17 protein-coding genes are annotated in these 18,129 nt (G+C 47.6%); 14 read left to right on the top strand and 3 right to left on the bottom strand.

Going from position 1 to position 18,129, the window contains the following annotated elements; genetic code table 11:
* Nucleotides 1-111 precede the first annotated feature (111 nt).
* The 4 genes from ABU165_RS11605 to ABU165_RS11590 all read left to right on the top strand — a co-directional run bounded on the left by ABU165_RS11605 (nucleotide 112) and on the right by ABU165_RS11590 (nucleotide 3,905).
* On the top strand, nucleotides 112-888 hold the full coding sequence (locus tag ABU165_RS11605) for an enoyl-CoA hydratase-related protein (RefSeq protein ID WP_022543583.1): 777 nt from the start codon (nucleotides 112-114) through the stop codon (nucleotides 886-888).
* A gap of 190 nt (nucleotides 889-1,078) precedes the next feature.
* Nucleotides 1,079-2,071: an ABC transporter substrate-binding protein gene (locus tag ABU165_RS11600; RefSeq protein WP_009793981.1), complete on the top strand. Its 993-nt coding sequence runs from the start codon at nucleotides 1,079-1,081 to the stop codon at nucleotides 2,069-2,071.
* A gap of 36 nt (nucleotides 2,072-2,107) precedes the next feature.
* Nucleotides 2,108-3,136 carry an ABC transporter permease gene (locus tag ABU165_RS11595; protein ID WP_094768295.1) on the top strand — a complete coding sequence of 343 codons (1,029 nt, stop codon included), beginning with the start codon at nucleotides 2,108-2,110 and terminating at the stop codon, nucleotides 3,134-3,136.
* Nucleotides 3,111-3,905: an ABC transporter ATP-binding protein gene (locus ABU165_RS11590; protein ID WP_009793983.1), complete on the top strand. Its 795-nt coding sequence runs from the start codon at nucleotides 3,111-3,113 to the stop codon at nucleotides 3,903-3,905. Before ABU165_RS11595 ends, ABU165_RS11590 begins: the two co-directional genes overlap by 26 nt.
* Before the next feature lie 43 nt (nucleotides 3,906-3,948).
* Here the strand turns inward: ABU165_RS11590 and ABU165_RS11585 are convergent, their stop codons facing one another.
* Nucleotides 3,949-4,500, bottom strand: a complete 552-nt coding sequence (locus tag ABU165_RS11585; protein WP_318060215.1) for a helix-turn-helix domain-containing protein — start codon at nucleotides 4,498-4,500, stop codon at nucleotides 3,949-3,951.
* Between the two features lie 120 nt (nucleotides 4,501-4,620).
* Between ABU165_RS11585 and ABU165_RS11580 the strand changes: the two genes are divergently transcribed.
* From ABU165_RS11580 to ABU165_RS11565, 4 genes are all read left to right on the top strand, one after another.
* Nucleotides 4,621-5,349 (top strand): AzlC family ABC transporter permease, encoded by a 729-nt coding sequence (locus ABU165_RS11580; protein WP_318060216.1) that lies wholly within the window; start codon nucleotides 4,621-4,623, stop codon nucleotides 5,347-5,349.
* Complete coding sequence (locus ABU165_RS11575) at nucleotides 5,342-5,647, top strand: AzlD domain-containing protein (protein WP_009793986.1); 306 nt, start codon at nucleotides 5,342-5,344, stop codon at nucleotides 5,645-5,647. The genes ABU165_RS11580 and ABU165_RS11575 overlap by 8 nt, the downstream gene beginning before the upstream one ends.
* Nucleotides 5,648-5,863: 216 nt before the next feature.
* Nucleotides 5,864-7,147, top strand: coding sequence for a M48 family metallopeptidase (locus ABU165_RS11570; RefSeq protein WP_318060217.1), 1,284 nt, complete (start codon nucleotides 5,864-5,866; stop codon nucleotides 7,145-7,147).
* A 112-nt stretch (nucleotides 7,148-7,259) separates the two neighbouring features.
* The gene (locus ABU165_RS11565) at nucleotides 7,260-8,189 is read left to right on the top strand and encodes a coiled-coil domain-containing protein (RefSeq protein WP_094768291.1); all 930 of its coding nucleotides are present in this window, start codon (nucleotides 7,260-7,262) and stop codon (nucleotides 8,187-8,189) included.
* Between the two features lie 56 nt (nucleotides 8,190-8,245).
* Here ABU165_RS11565 and ABU165_RS11560 read toward each other — a convergent pair whose 3' ends face one another.
* A complete protein-coding gene (locus tag ABU165_RS11560; RefSeq protein ID WP_009793989.1) occupies nucleotides 8,246-8,482 on the bottom strand; it encodes an IDEAL domain-containing protein in 237 nt (78 codons plus the stop codon).
* 193 nt (nucleotides 8,483-8,675) lie between these two features.
* On the opposite strand from ABU165_RS11560, the gene ABU165_RS11555 reads away from it, so the two are divergent.
* Nucleotides 8,676-9,242, top strand: a complete 567-nt coding sequence (locus ABU165_RS11555) for a competence protein ComK (RefSeq protein ID WP_249276807.1) — start codon at nucleotides 8,676-8,678, stop codon at nucleotides 9,240-9,242.
* Nucleotides 9,243-9,268: 26 nt separating this feature from the next.
* Here the strand turns inward: ABU165_RS11555 and ABU165_RS11550 are convergent, their stop codons facing one another.
* Entirely contained in the window at nucleotides 9,269-9,676 is a 408-nt protein-coding gene (locus tag ABU165_RS11550) for a YhjD family protein (RefSeq protein WP_009793991.1), read from the bottom strand.
* Nucleotides 9,677-9,906: 230 nt separating this feature from the next.
* On the opposite strand from ABU165_RS11550, the gene ABU165_RS11545 reads away from it, so the two are divergent.
* The 5 genes from ABU165_RS11545 to ABU165_RS11525 all read left to right on the top strand — a co-directional run bounded on the left by ABU165_RS11545 (nucleotide 9,907) and on the right by ABU165_RS11525 (nucleotide 17,762).
* Nucleotides 9,907-11,898: a S9 family peptidase gene (locus ABU165_RS11545; protein WP_248137349.1), complete on the top strand. Its 1,992-nt coding sequence runs from the start codon at nucleotides 9,907-9,909 to the stop codon at nucleotides 11,896-11,898.
* A 284-nt stretch (nucleotides 11,899-12,182) separates the two neighbouring features.
* On the top strand, nucleotides 12,183-13,124 hold the full coding sequence (locus tag ABU165_RS11540) for an LCP family protein (protein ID WP_170939487.1): 942 nt from the start codon (nucleotides 12,183-12,185) through the stop codon (nucleotides 13,122-13,124).
* 130 nt (nucleotides 13,125-13,254) lie between these two features.
* On the top strand, nucleotides 13,255-13,869 hold the full coding sequence (locus tag ABU165_RS11535) for a TVP38/TMEM64 family protein (RefSeq protein WP_009793995.1): 615 nt from the start codon (nucleotides 13,255-13,257) through the stop codon (nucleotides 13,867-13,869).
* A 21-nt stretch (nucleotides 13,870-13,890) separates the two neighbouring features.
* Complete coding sequence (gene lepB, locus ABU165_RS11530) at nucleotides 13,891-14,445, top strand: signal peptidase I (RefSeq protein WP_022543588.1); 555 nt, start codon at nucleotides 13,891-13,893, stop codon at nucleotides 14,443-14,445.
* An 83-nt stretch (nucleotides 14,446-14,528) separates the two neighbouring features.
* On the top strand, nucleotides 14,529-17,762 hold the full coding sequence (locus ABU165_RS11525; protein WP_253616530.1) for an AfsR/SARP family transcriptional regulator: 3,234 nt from the start codon (nucleotides 14,529-14,531) through the stop codon (nucleotides 17,760-17,762).
* Nucleotides 17,763-18,129: the final 367 nt, after the last annotated feature.

Genomic DNA, 18,129 nt, shown 5'->3' with positions numbered 1-18,129 from the left:
TCCGCCGGGGATAATATAGAAACGCTTCACACAATGAGCGAAAAGAAAGGGTTTTCATACCTGGAAAGCGAATTATGCAGATAGATATTAAAAAGGAGTTGAAAACGAAATATGAGCAGCATTGATCTGAAAGTGGAGAACCACGCGGCCATTATTACCCTGAACAGGCCAGAAGCCCTGAATGCTTTTAATTATGAGACTCTTGAAGAGCTGCAGCGGACAGTGGAGGATATCAGGATCAATCCGGATGTCCGGGTTGTCATTTTTACGGGAGCAGGCGATAAAGCATTCAGTGTCGGGGCTGACCTGAAGGAAAGAAAGACACTTTCTCAGACGGACGTTAAAAGGAATGTATATAAAATCGGCGAGGTATTCTCATTGATTGAGAGTCTCCCGCAGCCTACGATTGCAGCCATCAATGGATTTGCTTTTGGCGGGGGGATGGAACTGGCCCTGTCCTGTGACTTCAGGCTGGCTGCCCAGGGAACGAAGATGGGGTTGACTGAAACCAGCCTTGCCATCATCCCCGGAGCAGGCGGGACGCAGCGGCTTCCCAGGCTGATCGGGCAGGCAAAGGCACTTGAGCTCATCCTCACTGCAAGGAGACTCACATCAGAAGAAGCTTTGCATTACGGATTATTGACAAAAGCAGTCCCTCTGGATCAGCTTCTTGAAGAATGCCTGAAGCTGGCAGAAGAAATGCTGGCTAACGGGCCTGTCGCCCTTCAGCAGGCTAAATTTGCTGTAAAACAAGGGATGAATGCGGATCTGCAGACAGGTTTGCAGATTGAGAGAAAAGCCTATGAGGTGACCATTCCTACAGAAGACAGGCTGGAAGCCCTTCAGGCGTTCTCAGAAAAAAGGAAGCCTGAGTTCAAAGGAAGATAATAAAACACCCTGTGAATGGAATGCCGTTCACAGGGTGTTTTTGAGTTTTCATATTATTAATTTTTAAAATTGTCAAAATACATCTTGAATGCAGCACGGTTCGCCTATATAATTTAGTGAATAAAAGCATAAAAGCATAAAAGTACAAAAGCGGAATAGCGATTGATAGGACAAGAATGGGGGATATTTCATGAAACAGAAAAAGTTTGGATTGGCTGCGGCAGGACTGCTGGCAGCAGGATTGCTGTCAGGGTGCGGTTCAGATGAAGCTGGAGGAAAAACGGCGGCAGAGGGGGAAAAAACGTATCAAATCGGCGTAACGCAGATTGTGGAGCATCCTTCTCTTGATGCTGCGCTTGAGGGGTTCAAAAAGGCCCTTGAAGATAAAGGGCTCGAGGTTGACTATGATGTCCAGATCGCCCAGGGCGACCAGAACAACAACCAGGCAATCGCCAACAACTTTGCCGGAGACGGTGTGGATCTTATCTTCGCCAATTCGACGCCGAGCGCGTACGGGGCACTGAATGCGACAAAGGATATCCCAATCGTTTTCACCTCTGTAACAGATCCTGTTGGTGCTGAGCTTGTTGCCTCGATGGAGGAGCCTGGAGAAAATATCACTGGCACAACAGATACCCATCCGGATGCCATCCCGAATACGGTGAAATTCATGGCTGAGCAGATGGAAGGAAAAACGGTAGGAGTCATCTACAATTCGGGGGAGCAGAATTCCAATGCCCAGATTGATCTTGTGAAAAAGGCGATGGAAGGAACAGACTTAAAGCTGGAAGAGGCCACAGTATCAGCTTCCTCAGAGGTGAAGCAGGCAGCTGAATCCCTTGTAGGCAAAGCAGACATGATTTATATCATTACGGATAATACAGTTGTTTCCGCGCTGGAGTCGGTCATTCAGACAGCCAATGACAATGATATCCCGCTGTTTGTCGGTGAATTGGACTCAGTCGAGCGCGGAGGGTTTGCTGCTTACGGTTTTGACTATGAAGATATCGGTTATGAGGCAGGGGAAATGGCGGCCGAAATCCTTGAAGGAGAGAAGAAGCCATCAGAGCTCCCTGTGCAATATCCGCAAAACTTAAAGCTCCTGATCAACAAGAAGGCTGCAGAGGAAATGAATATCGGGCTTAAAGAGGAATGGAACAGCCTGGCTGAATTTACTGAATAGAATGATAGAATTACCTCCCGGAGAAAGGAAGATTATATGTTCACAGCGATATTTGGCTCAGTGGAGGCTGGTGCGATTTATGCTTTGATGGCCCTTGGTGTGTACCTGTCATTCCGGGTACTTGATTTCCCGGACCTGACGGTGGATGGGAGCTTTGTTACAGGTGCGGCTGTCGCTGCTTCAATGATCGTGGCAGGCGTGAATCCGTTACTTGCTACCATAATGGCCATGATATGCGGCTTTGCTGCCGGGTGCCTGACAGGCCTGCTCCACACAAAAGGAAAAATAAACCCCCTTTTGTCCGGCATATTAATGATGATTGCCCTTTATTCTATTAACCTGAGGATAATGGGAAAATCGAATGTCCCCCTCCTTTCAGAGGAGACTGTCATCACAAAGCTGTCCGGCTTTTGGGAGTCACTGCCGTTCGACAGCGGGATGGCATCCCTTTTGACGGGCATGGGGCTCGAGGGGATGGTTCCCAAAACATGGGGGATCCTGCTGGTAATGCTTGCTGTATCAATGGTCATTAAGCTGCTGCTCGATGCTTTCCTGAAAACGGATATCGGGCTTGCCATCAGGGCAGTGGGCGATAATGAGACAATGGTGCGGAGCTTTTCAGCAGATACCGATACACTCAAAATCCTGGGACTGGGGTTGTCCAACGGACTTGTTGCTTTTTCAGGAGCCCTTATTGCCCAGTACAATGGCTTCAGCGATGTCGGCATGGGGATCGGCATGATCATTATCGGCCTTGCCTCCGTCATCATCGGCGAGGCGGTCTTTGGGGCAAAAACGATCTTCAGGGCGACTTTAGCCGTTATTGGGGGAGCCATCCTTTATAGAATCATCGTGACCCTTGCGCTGAGGGCCGATTTTCTTGAAACGGGAGACATGAAGCTCATTACGGCTGCGATCGTTGTCTGTGCGCTCATCATCCCAAGGATGATTGAGCGGCAGCGGGATAACAGGCGCAGAAAAAAAAGGCGTTTTGATAAAGATGAGCTGAAAAAAATGGCAGAGGAAGGCGGTGGGCAGGTTGCTGCAGCTAAAACAGATTTATAAAGTATTCAATGAAGCTACCCCAGATGAGAAAAAAGCTCTTCAGCATCTTAACCTATCCATGCAGCCAGGAGATTTTGTCACTGTCATCGGCAGCAATGGGGCAGGCAAGTCCACCTTGATGAACATCATATCAGGCCGCCTCTATCCGGATGAAGGGGAAGTGCTGATTGACGGCAAAAATGTTACGCAAATGAAAGAGCACAAAAGGTCGCGCCTGATCGGCAGGGTCTTCCAGGACCCGATGGCAGGGACTTCTCCTAATCTAACCATTGAGGAGAATCTGGCGATCGCCTCTTCGCGGACTGGGGGGCGGGGCCTGAGGATGGGAATGACGAAGAAACGGAAGGCATTTTTCAGGGAGCAGCTCGAAATGCTCCACCTCGGGCTTGAGGACCGCCTTGAAGCAAAGGCTGGCCTTTTATCAGGAGGGGAAAGGCAGGCATTGTCATTATTGATGGCAACCTTCACAGAGCCGAAAATCCTGCTGCTTGATGAGCATACAGCTGCGCTTGACCCGGCCCGGGCTGCCCTTATCACTGAACTGACCAGAAAGATCGTTGAGTCTTTCGGACTGACAGCCCTGATGGTCACCCATAATATGCAGCAGGCGATCGATCTCGGAAACAAGCTGATCATGATGGACGGTGGGCAGATCATTTTCGAAGCAGGAGAAAAGGAGAAGCGGGAACTGACAGTTGAAAAGCTGCTTGGGGAATTCCAGCGCATCCGCGGTGAAAAATTGAACAGCGACCGCGCTGTTCTTGCCTGAATAAAAGGTGCCGATGGTCTGCCATGCGGCACTTTTTATTTTGTTATTCGTAATACATGACTACCTGGCATTTTGCTGGTGCTTCCCCCGTATTCCTGTAGCTGTGGGTCTGGTCAGCGGCAAACCGGAGGGCAGAGCCTTCCTGGATCCTGTATGGCCGGCCACCGATGATTACCTCAATTTCCCCGCTTATGACTGTGATATATTCTTCTACCCCTTCGTTATGCTGATCTGATGTCTGCTTCCAGTCAGGGGCGATTTCCACAATAAATATCTCGAATTTCTTTCGGGGATCAAAGGGGAACAGCGGGAACACTTTATACTTCCCTTTATTCTCAATGATCGGGTTAATCCGACTGATGCTGGCAAAAGAAACTTCAGATGATTTTTCTGCCATCAAAGAAGAAAAAGAAATCTGGAGGCCGCTGGCAATTTTCCATAATGTTGTGACGGTGGGGTTGGATTCTCCCCGTTCTATCTGCCCAAGCATTGCCTTGCTTACACCGGTTGCCTCTGCGGCCATGTCCAGGCTGAGACCTCTGCTCCTTCGTATATTCCGTAAATTTTCCCCGATATTTTTGTGAATATTCTCCATTTTTTCCTCCAAAGGAATTGTGTAATATAACGCACATATGTATAATATAACTCAAAAGTATAGAAGAAACACAGTACATTCCAATAATATTTTCCAAGATACATAACGGCAGGTGAGGATATGGCAGAATTAGCAGCAGAAAGGCCAGCGGGGGAGTTCCGCAAAGGGATACAGGCAGGGATAAGCATTGCGATCGGATATTTTCCGATTGCCATAACATTCGGGCTCTTGGCAAAGACTACAGGGCTTTCAGTAGGAGAAACAGTGCTGATGAGCCTGCTCGTCTTTGCGGGTGCGGCCCAGTATATCTCCCTGAGCCTCTTGACGCTGGGGACAGGGATATTTGAAATCATCCTTACTACCTTTATTGTTAACATCAGGCATTTCCTGATGTCAGCATCTCTTAATGAAAAGTGTGAAGACGAGCATACGGCAAATAAAATCATATTTGCTTTTGGCATTACAGATGAGACCTTTTCAGTTGCTTCCATGAAAAGAGAGAAAGTTTCTTCAGGCTATATGTTCGGCCTCATCTTTGTATCCTACTCAAGCTGGGTGGTCAGCTCCGGCATCGGCCATCTGATCGGCGCCAGTCTTCCGCAGACTCTCCAGGAAAGCATGTCAGTCGCATTATATGCCATGTTTGTGGGACTGCTCGTACCTTCCATGAAGGGCAGTGCAAAGGTTGTGTTCCTTGCTGTGCTTGCAGCAGGGTTCAATACGATATTCACAATGGCAGAACTGCTGTCGACAGGATGGGCCATTGTCACAGCTACACTTTTGTCAGCACTGATTACTGAAGCTGTTGAAACTATCAAAAAGAGAAGGGGAGTTAATCGGCATGAATAGCCAAATCATTATGATGATCATCGGGATGGCGGCCGTTACCTATATTCCGAGGATGCTTCCCTTCGTCCTGTTCAGAGGGAAGGAGCTGCCTGCATTCTGGCAGGGGGTCTTGAGAAATGTCCCTTATGCGACACTGGGAGCGCTTATTTTCCCAGGAATCCTATTTATCCAGGAAGACATCTGGTACGGCCTGCTCGGGGCAGCTGCAGCTTTCCTGGCAGCTTACCTTGGAGCAAATGTCATCGTGGTTGTCCTCGGGTCGATCGCTGTATTGTCGGTATACTCCTATTTTTTCTAGCATGACTGCCAGGCTCAAGCTGCTGAGCCTGGTTTTTCTATTGAGGGCAGCGGTTTGAAAGCGGTTTGGGAGAATATATAATTGAGGCTCATCCATTTTGCTGTTCTAAAATAAACAATCGGTACTACACTGTAGGGAGAGAGGTTGTACAAAGAAAGCCCGTCCAGGCTGCCCGCTTTTTGCGAAAAAGCAGCCAAGAAGAAAGGGGGAATTGAAATGGCTCGGAAAATCGGCTTTTACACAGTCATAGGATATGTAGTCTACGGGCTGTTTTTTTACTGGTATCTGTTTTATTTTGCGAATACAAGCCTGCCTTTTGAGTATCAGGGAACACAGGCAGACCCGGAAGCTTTTCTGAACGGGCGGGAGCTTATGCTGAGCGAAGAGTATTCCAAGATAAGGAACCTGCTGTTCTTTTTGTCCACACCCCTTGAATGGGTGTTTTATGTTCTCGTCCTTGTGACCGGCCTGTCTTCAGCCATGAAGAAGTGGGCGGGGAAGTCGGCGCGGGCAAAGGCTCTGCAGACGGCCATCTATCTGCTGTGGCTCTCAGTCTTTGCTTTCGCCGCCACATTCCCCTTAAGCTTTATCAGCTATTCGCTGTCCAAGAGCTATAATATCTCAACACAGACCTTCAGCTCCTGGATGAAGGATGAACTGATCGACTTCTGGATCAATTACGGAACGATGTTCATTTTGGTTTCAGTGCTGTATTGGCTGATGAAAAAAAGCACAAAAAGATGGTGGCTGTATGCATGGCTGTTATCGGTGCCGTTCACACTTTTCATGATGTTCCTGCAGCCTGTTGTGATCGATCCGCTTTACAACGATTTTTATCCGCTTAAAAATAAAGAGCTGGAAGGAAAAATCCTTCAATTAGCGGGTGAGGCACATATTCCTGCTGAGCATGTGTTTGAAGTAAACATGGCGGAGAAGACCAACTCGCTTAATGCGTATGTAACAGGCATCGGTTCAAACTCACGGATCGTTTTGTGGGATACAACACTCAACCGGCTGAGTGATGACCAGATCCTGTTCATCATGGCGCATGAAATGGCCCACTATGTAGAGAAGCATATATACATAGGGATTGCGGGTTATTTAGTGCTTTCCTTGATCGGCCTGTATCTGATATCGAAGCTGATGAAGCTGGTGATTGCAAGATGGGGGAGAGCCTTTAAGCTGCAGGAGGTTTCCGACATCCGCTCACTCCCTCTGTTCCTTGCGCTCCTTTCGATACTGCTTTTTGCTGCCAGTCCGGTTACCAACCTTGTCTCAAGATATCAGGAAATGAGAGCTGACCGGTATGCCATTGAAATGACGGATGATCCGGAAGCGGCAATAGGGACATTCCAGGAATTGACGAAGGCAGGCTTGAGCCAGGTAAAGCCGCCGCTGCTTGTGAAGATTTTCCGGTACGGCCATCCGACCATGCTGGAGCGTATTTCCATGCTGGAAGAGTATGAAATGAAAAAAAGAACTGGATCCGGCAGCGAATAACAGCTGTTAAGCAGAGGGGCACCCGGCCGAGCCGGGGCCTCTTTGTTTGTTGAATCTTTTTCACAGTCGAATCCGTATGATTATTATACGAACCAAAAAAGGGGACCTGGTAATGAATCTGGATCAAAGAATTGCTGAAGCAAGACAGCGGGAACAGCAGTATGAAAAATATAAAAGGCGCCTTGAGGCGCTGATGGCTGAAAATGATCAGGAAAAGGCTTCATCAGAAAGGCTGAAGAAAACTTGGGAGAAGGAACTGAAGGAAGCGGATAAGCTAGAAGGCCCATCATTGTCAGGATTCTTTCTGATGCTCAGCGGCAAGAAGGAAGAAAGGCTGCAAAAAGAAAAAGAGGAAGCGTATAAAGCAAGGATTCTGTATGATGAGTCCCTGAAGAAAATAAAGGATTACGAAGCTGACATCAGCGCGCTCAGTGAAAAAGCTGCCGGATTGGAAACGGCTGGGGCGGTGTACAAAGAGCTGCTATTGGAAAAAGAACGTCTGATCCTGCAGGAAGGCGGAGCTGTCAGCGATATGCTTTTTCATTTATCAGACCGGCTGGAGGAAAGGAAAGCGATAATTCAGGAAATACGGGAAGCTGAGAGTGCTTTGGTGGAGGCAAGGGAAGCCTTGCGCAAAGCTGATGGCGAGCTTTCGAGCGCGAAAAATTGGGGTTTCCTCGACCTTGCGGGAGGCGACTTCCTCTCGACCATGGCGAAAAGGTCATATATGGACAAGGCAAAAGAGTCCTTGCATGACGCACAGCACAACTTGAAAAAGCTGCAGAAGGAGCTTGATGACCTTGGCCGCTCCATTTCCGCCGAGCTTGAGGTGGGAAGCTTTTTGGGCATTGCCGATCTTTTCTTTGATAATATTTTTTCCGATTGGATGGTCCAGGAGAAAATCAATGCCTCTGCTGATAAAGTGAAGGAATGCCTGAATGTGCTTGAGGACCTCGAAATCGAACTCAGAACGGAGAAAGATGCTGCAGAACGGGAGATTGAGATCTTAAAAGAGAAAAGGGTAGAGTATTTGGGCCACTGAACGGTCCGTGGATAATAAAGAAGACCCTCCGGCCGGACCGGAGGGTTTCCAGTTTTCTAGTTTCCAAATCGTTCGTTCAATTCTTTGTACTCTTTTGATAGCTGGGTGAATAGGGCCTTGTTGCGATCATCGAGGGCTTGATCGATTTTTTGGGCCAATTTTTCTTTTTCGGATATCAGCTGGACTTCCGACAAGAGCATTTCAATGTAGAGGTGTAAGACGTACGTGTCCTTAAGCTGGTTGCGGTTCATCGTGTTCTTTTTCATCGACTCTGCATATGACTTCTCTTTCATGAAAATCACCCCTGCTGCTTTTTAATATTATATGGAGGAGCAGGGGAAAATTCAACTAAATTATTTAAATTTTTAGAAAATTAATTCCGTGACAGTGGCATTTGACAATAATTGACTAAAAATTTGCAATTATCTGGAATAAAGATGGTATAATGAAATGAAACGAAGAGCAAAGGAGATGAATCACTTGGATATGCATAAAAAAAGATTGGTGGAGGAGTACGAAATAAATCCTTCTACGATGATCATCCTGCCGCACATATACGGCAAAAAAATTTATTCGCGGATCTTTGAGGTGGAAGATGAATTCCTGTCCCCGTTCAAACCGTTTGATATCGTCAAAAAAAGCTGCGGCTACTTTGGCTCCTCTTATGAGGGACGGAAGGATGCGACCAAGGATATCATTGGCGTGACGCATAAAGTCCCAATTGTCATCGACCCGACAAACCTGCTGTATTTTTTTCCGACAACTTCCCCGAACAACCCCGACTGCATCTGGATCTCTTATGAGCATATTGCAGCCCACCATCGTACAGATCCCTCACATACCAAGGTCGTATTCGGAAACAAGCATACACTGATCCTCCCTGTATCATCCAGCTCATTTGAAAATCAGCTCCTCCGGACAGCTCATCTAAGGACAAAGCTTCATCAGCGGATCGAAGGGCATGGCAGGAAGATGTTCTATTTCACAGATAATCAGAGGCTCAACAGGGCTTCAGAACCCGTCGGGAGCTACCGGAACAGGAAGCTCGAGTGACCTCCGGCATGCGCCTATGCGGTAAATTAGAGATGCTGGCCTGGCCTCTTCAGACGTAGGCGGCTCTCTTCCTGCATCGTCCAGCGTTTGAACAAGTAATATTCCATCAGCTCCTGCACCCTGTTGCGGATCCTCGGATTAAAATAATTATGGTGCTCTTCATACCCTTTATAAAGGAACATGAACATCGTAAATGCTTCATCACGCTTGATCTCCTGGACCTGGAGGCGGTTATCCTTCATATAGCGCTTTACGCCTGCCAGCTCTGTCTGGATGAATTTCATCGTATCCTCAATTAAATTCAGGTAAGGCTTTTTGAGTTTAAAGGGACTATTATTAATCACACCTATGTCCCTGTTCAGCACAACCAATACCATAGGAAGATAGATTGCCTGCTCCATAATATTTCGGTCATCCTCTGGAATTCTTGTCATATCAGCTTGCTCCTCCGAACAGAAATAGAACGTTTGTTCGTTATTATTTTACTGAATCCCTGCCTTCTATGCAAGTCGAATTTAGCATCACTCTATAACAGTCTTCCTCATATTGGGGCATAGAGCTCATTTGGAGCCGAAAAAATATTTTTCCTGAAAAAATGCCAGTCAGGCAGGAAAAGTATTTCTGTTGTCGAAATAAGTAGAATGGTTTTACATATAAAGGGGAGATGATTATCATGGCAAAAAACACCATTGCATCAAAAGATCTGCATCATTTAAAATCAGCGGCCGACCCCCAGCTGGCGCCGAACGGCAAGGATTGTGTCTATACGGAAACCGTTATCCTGGAGGAAAAGGATGCATACAGCTCCAATCTTTATTACATAAACACGGAAGATCAAAGCGCTCCTGTCCAATGGACATTCGGCACATGGCGCAATCATTCGCCGCGCTGGTCGCATGATGGACGCCAGGTGGCCTTTGTGTCTAACCGAAGCGGGAAAAATCAAATCCACATTCTTTCCGCAGCGGGCGGAGAGGCCCGCCAGCTTACATACTGCAAGAACGGGGCTGGCAATCCGGTATGGTCGCCAGACGGCTCCAGAATCGCCTTTACTGTTTCCCTCGGAGAGGGAGAATCGGTTAATGACCGCGAAGGCGGGGAGGAAAAAGATGAAAAGCCTGCTCCGCTCGAAGTGAATAAAATGAGGTATAAATCCGATGCCCAGGGCTTCTGGAACGGAAAATTCACCCATATTGCCATTGCTGACACAGATACCGGTAATATCGAGCAGGTGACAGAGGGGGAAAATGATTACAGCCTTCAAAGCTGGTCGCCGGACGGAAAGCATTTGGCTGTGACAGCAGACCTGAGCGGGGACAAGGATTTTTCATATGGCAGCGATGCCTACCTGATTAATCTTGAAACGAAAGAGCAGGAGAAAATCACCCAGGGTACAGGCTATTTCGGCAATATCACCTGGTCGCCTGACAGCCGCTATCTTGGTTTGATCGGACATGAAAGGGAGTTTGAAAATGCTACACTTTCAAAAGCATGGGTGTATGACCGTGAGCAGAGAGAACTCCGCTGCCTGACTGCAGATACAGACCTGCTGATCGGGGATTATGCGATCGGCGACTTCCAGCAGGGAGCCGTTTCCCCAGGCCTTCTTTGGTCAAATGATAATCGGAGCTTCTATTTCATTGCCACTGATAATGGCAGCACTGCAGTCTATTACGGGACGGTTGAAGGAGAGCTGTTCCCTGCGCTGCTGGACAGGCAGCATGTCTATGGGCTGTCAACCGGAGGGAATAATGACAGAGCAGTAGTGGCTATAAGCAAGCCAGACCATCCGGGTGACCTGTTCCTGCTGGAAATCACTACAGGAAAACTGGAGCAGCTGACCGCTGTCAACTCTGAGTTTCTGGAGAAAACCGGCCTTTCCGCAGCAGAGCCGATTGAATTTACTTCTGCTGACGGATGGGATCTCCATGGCTGGCTGATGAAGCCTGCCGGTTTTGAGGAAGGAAAGAAATATCCGCTGGTCCTTGAAATCCATGGCGGACCGCATGCGATGTATGCCAATTCCTATTTCCATGAGTTCCAGGTCCTTGCAGCTAAAGGCTATGCTGTACTCTATATCAATCCGAGGGGCAGCCATGGGTACGGGCAGAAATTTGTGGATGCCGTCCGAGGTGACTACGGGGGCAGGGATTACGAGGATTTGATGGATGCAGTCGATTATGTGCTGAAAGAATATTCGTTCATCGACCAGGACAGGCTCGGGGTGACGGGAGGAAGCTATGGCGGCTTCATGACCAATTGGATCATCGGCCACACAGACAGGTTCAAGGCAGCTGTCACCCAGCGCTCGATCTCAAACTGGATCAGCTTCTATGGAGTAAGCGACATCGGCTATTATTTCACAGATTGGCAGATCCAAGCGGGGCTGGATGATATTGAAAAGCTATGGAAGCACTCGCCGCTTGCTTATGTCGATCAAATGAATACGCCATTGCTGATCCTTCACGGCGAAAAGGATTTCCGCTGTCCGATTGAACAGGCGGAGCAGCTGTTCATCAGCCTGAAGCACCGCAAAAAAGAAACAAGCTTTGTCCGGTTCCCTGAATCCAACCATGAGCTCTCCAGGAGCGGGAAACCTTCGCTCCGAATCAGCCGCCTTGATTATATCTCAGGCTGGTTTGACAAGTATTTGTAATTTTTTATCAGTAAATAGCAGGATAATCCAGAAAAACAACCGCAAAGCTGTGAGTCTTTGCGGTTTTTTGTGTACAATAAAATAAAGGCCAGTCCTTCAGGATGCCAAGCGGCCAAGGAAAAATAGAAAATGTCAGAAGGACAAACGAAACCTTTTGCACGCAGACAGAGTCATATAAAGTGGTTATTCTTTTTATAAACCGGAGCTTTGAAAATGCGGTTCTGCAGGCTTGCTGGAAATAACAGCTGCTGCGGACCTGACTATATGATGGAAGGATAATTGTGATGAGATCGGATCGATACGAAAAAAAGCAGAAAAAGAAGAAGCGCAAATGGAAGCTGGCTGTGTTGTTCCTGCTTTTGATTATTGCCGGCACTCTTGCTTATGCATACTACCAGTTTAATCAGGGTGTGGCCCAGTCTGAAGATAAAGTGAAAAATACTAATGAAGTAAAATATGAATTCAATGGCGAAACAGACAAATACGGGGGCACGAACGTACTGCTGCTTGGAAGTGATGCACGCGGGGAAGAAACGCCGCGGACCGATACAATCATGGTAGGTCAATATCATCCTGATAAGGGGACCTATAAGATCATTTCCATCATGAGGGATTCTTATGTAGACATCCCGGGCCATGGGAAAAACAGGATTAATGCTGCGTTTGCGTATGGCGGCCCAGAGTTATTGAGGCAGACAATCAAAGAGAACTTTGATATTGATATACAGTATTATTCAATTGTCGATTTTCAGGGATTTGTTCAGCTTATCGATGAAGCATTTCCGAATGGTGTCGAAGTGGACGTTGAAAAGGAGATGTCGGATAATATAGGTGTAACGCTGAATCCAGGGCTTCAAAGGCTGGACGGAGAGCACTTGCTCGGATATGTGCGCTTCCGGCATGATGCTGTAGGCGATTTCGGCAGGGTGGAGAGGCAGCAGAAGGTGATGACAGAAATTGCCGATCAGTTCACCAGCATCCAGACATTGCCGAAGCTTCCTAAACTGGTAGGTGTCGTCACCCCGTATATCAATACAAATATGGATACCGGAGACATTTTATATATGGGCAAAAGCCTGCTGTCTAAAGAAGGCAGGCAGATTGAGACATTAAGGGTTCCTGTTGAAGGTTCCTATTGGGATGAAACAACTCCAGGAGGTGCGGATGTCCTTGGGGTCAATCTGGAACAAAACCGGCAGGCGGTCAGCGAATTTTTGTCGAAATAATAGGCACAGGGAGGAATTTGTGGTGTAAAGACGCCTTGCCAGAGGTAAGAATAAATAAATTTGTGGTGTAAAGACGCCTTGCCAGAGGTAAGAATAAATACCGAATTGTTTTTACTAAGGAGATTTTTCAATGGATTTTGACTTGCTCAAGGATTGGCTGACACTGGAAAATATAATGGATCTTATTGAACGCTACCGTTCTTTTGGGCCGCTGCCTGGAATATTGCTGCCAATGCTTGAAGCTTTCCTGCCTTTTCTGCCGCTGTTTCTGTTCGTCATGGCAAATGCCAATGCATTTGGATTGTGGCTCGGCTTTCTGATATCCTGGGCAGGTGCATGCGCTGGGGCCATGCTTGTTTTTTATCTTGTCCGTACATACGGGCAGAAGAGGCTATTAACCTTTTTGAGAAAACATGCAAAGGTGCAGCAGCTGATGAGCTGGATTGAGCGCCATGGCTTTGGCCCTTTGTTCATCCTGCTTTGTTTTCCCTTTACCCCGTCGGCTATTGTGAATATAGTGGCCGGGCTTTCCAAAATAAGCTTTGCTCAGTATATGCTTGCCGTGCTGACAGGCAAAATGGTCATGATTTTTACCATGAGCTTTATTGGCTACGATATAAGGTCATTGATTACCCAGCCCATCAGGACAGTGATTGTCCTTGCTGTTATTTTTATTCTTTGGTATGTCGGGAAAAGGATTGAAGTAAAGATAAATATGGGAGCAGATAAAGACAGCAGCAAATAAACCAGGGAGGTGGGGGACCGCGTGAAAGAAGAGGTTAAGCGGGAGGGTCTTGAGTGGATAAAGGCCTTCGCGATCGGAATTATCATTTTTGTATTTATCCGTATGTTTTTCTTCTCAAATTATGTGGTTGAAGGCGGGTCCATGATGCCGACGCTGCAGGATGGAAACAAACTGGTAGTCAATAAAATCGGCTATCAGATCGGAGAGCTGCAAAGATTCGATGTCATAGTCTTCCATGCAAATGAAAAAGAGGATTTTGTTAAAAGGATCATCGGACTGCCGGGTGACAGGGTCGATTATAAAGATGACCATCTGTATATCAACGGCAAGCTTGTGGAGGAGCCTTTCCTTGAAAAATACAGAAAAGAGACCCTCGGCGACCGCCTGACCGGTGATTTTACCCTGGAGGAAGTGGCACACACCGAAACAGTGCCTGAAGGACAGCTGTTCGTCCTCGGGGACAATAGACTGGAAAGCTGGGATGGCCGGCATTTCGGATGCATTGATGCTGACCAGGTGGTAGGAAAGGTAAATCTTCGCTACTGGCCGATCGATGAAATGGATATTAAATTCTAAGGACTTGGAGAATTCAAGTCCTTTTTGTGTGCAAATATGCTAAAATAATCTAAAAATTATAAAAATGGAAAGGGGGGATAAAAATGCCTGTCATCAAAACCAAGCTGATGGTGCCGCCAGTCAAGGAAGGATATATAAGGAGAGCAAGGCTTTCGGCAAAAATGAAAGCGGTTGCTGAATATCCGCTGTGCATTATCGAATCAGGTGCCGGGTATGGAAAAAGTACGGCCCTGGCCCTGTTCGTCCACGATGAAAAGCTTCCTTGCAGCTGGTATTCCATATCATCCGAGGATGATGATATCATTCCTTTTCTATCCTGCCTTGTGGCATCGGTCCGGTTGGTGCATCCTGATTTCGGGACTGAGATCTTAAGCATCCTGGAGCAGCTGGACCGGTATGTAAAAGAAGAAGAGATTCGTTCACTCGCCTCTTTATTTTTAAATGAAGCAGCCCTTCATGGGGAAAATATACTGCTGATCCTTGATGACTTTCATCAGGTTGAGCACTCCTATACGATCAACTGCTGGATGGAAACCCTCCTTGAACATATTCCGCCGAATCTTCATCTTATTATCTCAAGCAGGAGCAGGCCGGGATGGAAGCTGCTGAAAAAGATGAGGGTCACAGACAAGCTCCTTGAAATAAAGAAAGAGGACCTGGTCCTTTCCCGGGATGAAGTGGAGCTGCTCTTGAATGAATTATACGGAATTTCCATTAAGCAGGGGGATTTGGACAGAATTTGCCTTGCTACAGAAGGATGGGTCATTGCTGTGGGGATGATTGGACAGCAGCTGACAGACAAAAAAAGCATCTCTAATTTATTCGGAGCATCGTCCGGCTCCCTGGCGGACCTTTTTCAATATCTGGTCACAGAGGTATTTGCCAAGCAGCCGCCGCTTATCCAGCAATTCCTTGAACAAACAAGCATTTTTGATGATATGACAGAAGAGCTTTGCAATGAGGTCCTGGGGATCGCCGGGGCAGGGGCAATGCTTCAGCAGCTGACAGAGAAGAACCTGTTTATCCATAAGGTAGGGGAAAAGGTATACAGATACCATGCTCTATTTAAGGAATTCCTGGAAAAGCAGCTGAAAGCCGGCCAGCCGCATAGCTACCGCCTTTTAAATGAGAGATGTGCACGCCATTTCGTACGGAGCCTTCAGTGGGATGATGCTCTTAAGCATTTTGAGAAGATTGGTTCAACAGAGGAAATGGCGTCTATATTAAGCGACCAGGGGCTAAGGATGCTTGAAACCGGTAAGCTGGGAAGCCTGTCAGACAGGATTGCGGGCATCCCCGGGCAGACAAAGGACAGGTTTTATCCCGTCTGGTTCCTTGAAGGGGAAGTATTGCGCTACAGATCTTCTTACCAGGAAGCAGAGCTTGCCTATGACAGGGCGGCAACAGGCGCTGACGGTAAGAAGGACCTGATTTGGAAGGCGCGTGCACTTGAAGGGAAGGCAAGGATCTATCTGGACACGATTCAGCCGCATAAAGCAGAGCGCATTTTATCCCAGGCGATACAGCTGAAGGAAGGGGATATCCGCGGGGGAAGGGATGAACCGGCGAGACTTTATCATTTGCTTGCGGAAAACCTTATAAATGCCGGGCAGGCCGCCAAAGCAGAAAAATGGATGGAGAGGGCAGAATCCATGGGTCATCAGATGCTGGACAAAAGCCTGCTGGCCCGGCTTTATTTAAGGACGGGTAAATTGGCAGAAAGCAGGAAAATTTTGATGGCCGGCCGCAAAACAAAGAGTGAGGGCAAACCGCTCCCGAAATCCCACAGGGAGACAGATCTGCTGCTGGCCCTTATCGAGGCATTTACAGGCAATGGGGCAGAAGCGAAAAAGTTGTCCCAGGAAGGCATCCAGCAGGGAATCAGTACAAAGGCGCCGTTTGTAGAAGCCTGCGGGTGGATCAGGCTTGGGCATGCGGCACAGCTGCTGGGGGAATATGATTCTGCTCTTGCGGAAAAATGCTACAGGACTTCCCTGGACATAATGGACCGGCTTGAAATTGAAAGAGGAAAAGCAGAGCCGTTAATGGGATTATGCATTTTATACGGAGAACGGAATGACTACAGCAAATCGATGGATGCCGGGAAGGCAGGGTTGCAGGAAACCGAGAGAGTGAAGGATATGTGGCTGTCTTCCCTGATCCTCATCAGTATGGGCATCAGCTCTGCTTATGGGAGGCGCTTCGGTGAAGCAGATAAGCATTTTGATCTTGCATCAAGCATGCTTCAGCAGTGCGGGGATGATTACGGCTGTATGCTGGCTTTATTCTGGAAAGCCTATTCTGCTCATCAGCAGGGGCTTCAGGAAGATTTTGAACACTCATTCAAGTCTTTCCTCAGCCAGATGCAATGGGGGGACTATGAGTTTTTCCTGTTCAGAAGGACATTGTTCGGCCCAAGGGACCTGCAGATGTTTGCACCCATTCTGATTGAAGCAGAAAAAAGCGGCATTATGCCTGATTATACTGCAAGGCTGCTAAAAGAAATGAATCTTGGCAACCTTCATTCCCACCCGGGATTCACCCTCAAAGTGAAAACGCTCGGGCAGTTCCGTGTATGGCTGGGCGATAAGGAGATTGACGAAGGAGGATGGCAGCGGGGCAAAGCTAAAGAGCTCCTCCAGCTTTTTCTCACACACCTCCACCAGCTTATCCGGAAAGAGGATATATTTGATATGCTTTGGCCGGAGCAGGATGCCGCGAGTGCGGATAGAGACTTTAAGGTTGCCCTGAACGCACTCAATAACGTACTTGAACCAAACCGCAAGCCAAGGAAGAACCCATTCTTCATCAGCAGGGAAGGCACCTCTTATGGGATAAATCCAAAGGCTGTCATTGATTTGGACTCCATCCTATTTGAGGAGTGGATCAAAGATGGGCTGGAAGAGAAAGACCATGGAAAAAGCATCCACAGACTTGAAAGAGCCCTGAAACTGTATGCCGGGGACTATCTGCCTGAGCGGCGCTATGAGGATTGGTGCATCAGTGAAAAAGAAAGACTGCAGGTATACTTTCTGAGAGGTGCTGAAAAGCTCGCGCAGCTTTGTGTCCGGAAAGAAGACTATGACATGGCGATTGAATGGTGCGAAAGAATAATAGAAAAGGACCGGACGTGGGAGGAGGCTTACAGGCTCCTGATGTACTGTTATTACAGCAAGAATAATCGCCCCCGGGCAATCAGATGGTTCCAGAAATGCTGTGAGGTTCTTGAGGAAGAGCTGGGCGTGGCGCCTCTGGAGCCTACGCTCCATATGCATGAAATGATCATGGAATCGGGCAATATTGCGGGCCATGCATAGCGGGATTTTGTGTAAAAAATGTAAACAGGAATGAATATCGCCAATTCTAGGGCGAATAAATGAAAAACTGGGGTGAATCATTCTAATTCTTGGGCGAATAACAGCCAATTAGGGTAGAAAAGATTTAATTTAGAATGAATAATGCCAGCGGCCCGCTTTGGGGCGCTGTTCTAACCTGCATCTGCCTGCGCCGGAGCCTTTGCTCCGGCGCATTTTAGCATTAGAGAATTTAATCGGTGTGTTTTCCGCTTTTTATTTGTCCAGCTCCGGCTCCTAGGTGCTCGAGTCATAAGCCACTTTGGAACCGAAGGCAAAGAACGCCTTCAATTCCAAAGCGTCTTATGCTTGTCGCACCTTAACAGTCGCC

This window comes from Cytobacillus sp. T106 (assembly GCF_040492155.1).
GTDB lineage: Bacteria > Bacillota > Bacilli > Bacillales > Cytobacillaceae > Bacillus_AB > Bacillus_AB infantis.
Note: the sequence above shows the minus strand (reverse complement) of the source record. Positions and strands in the feature narration are given on the sequence as shown.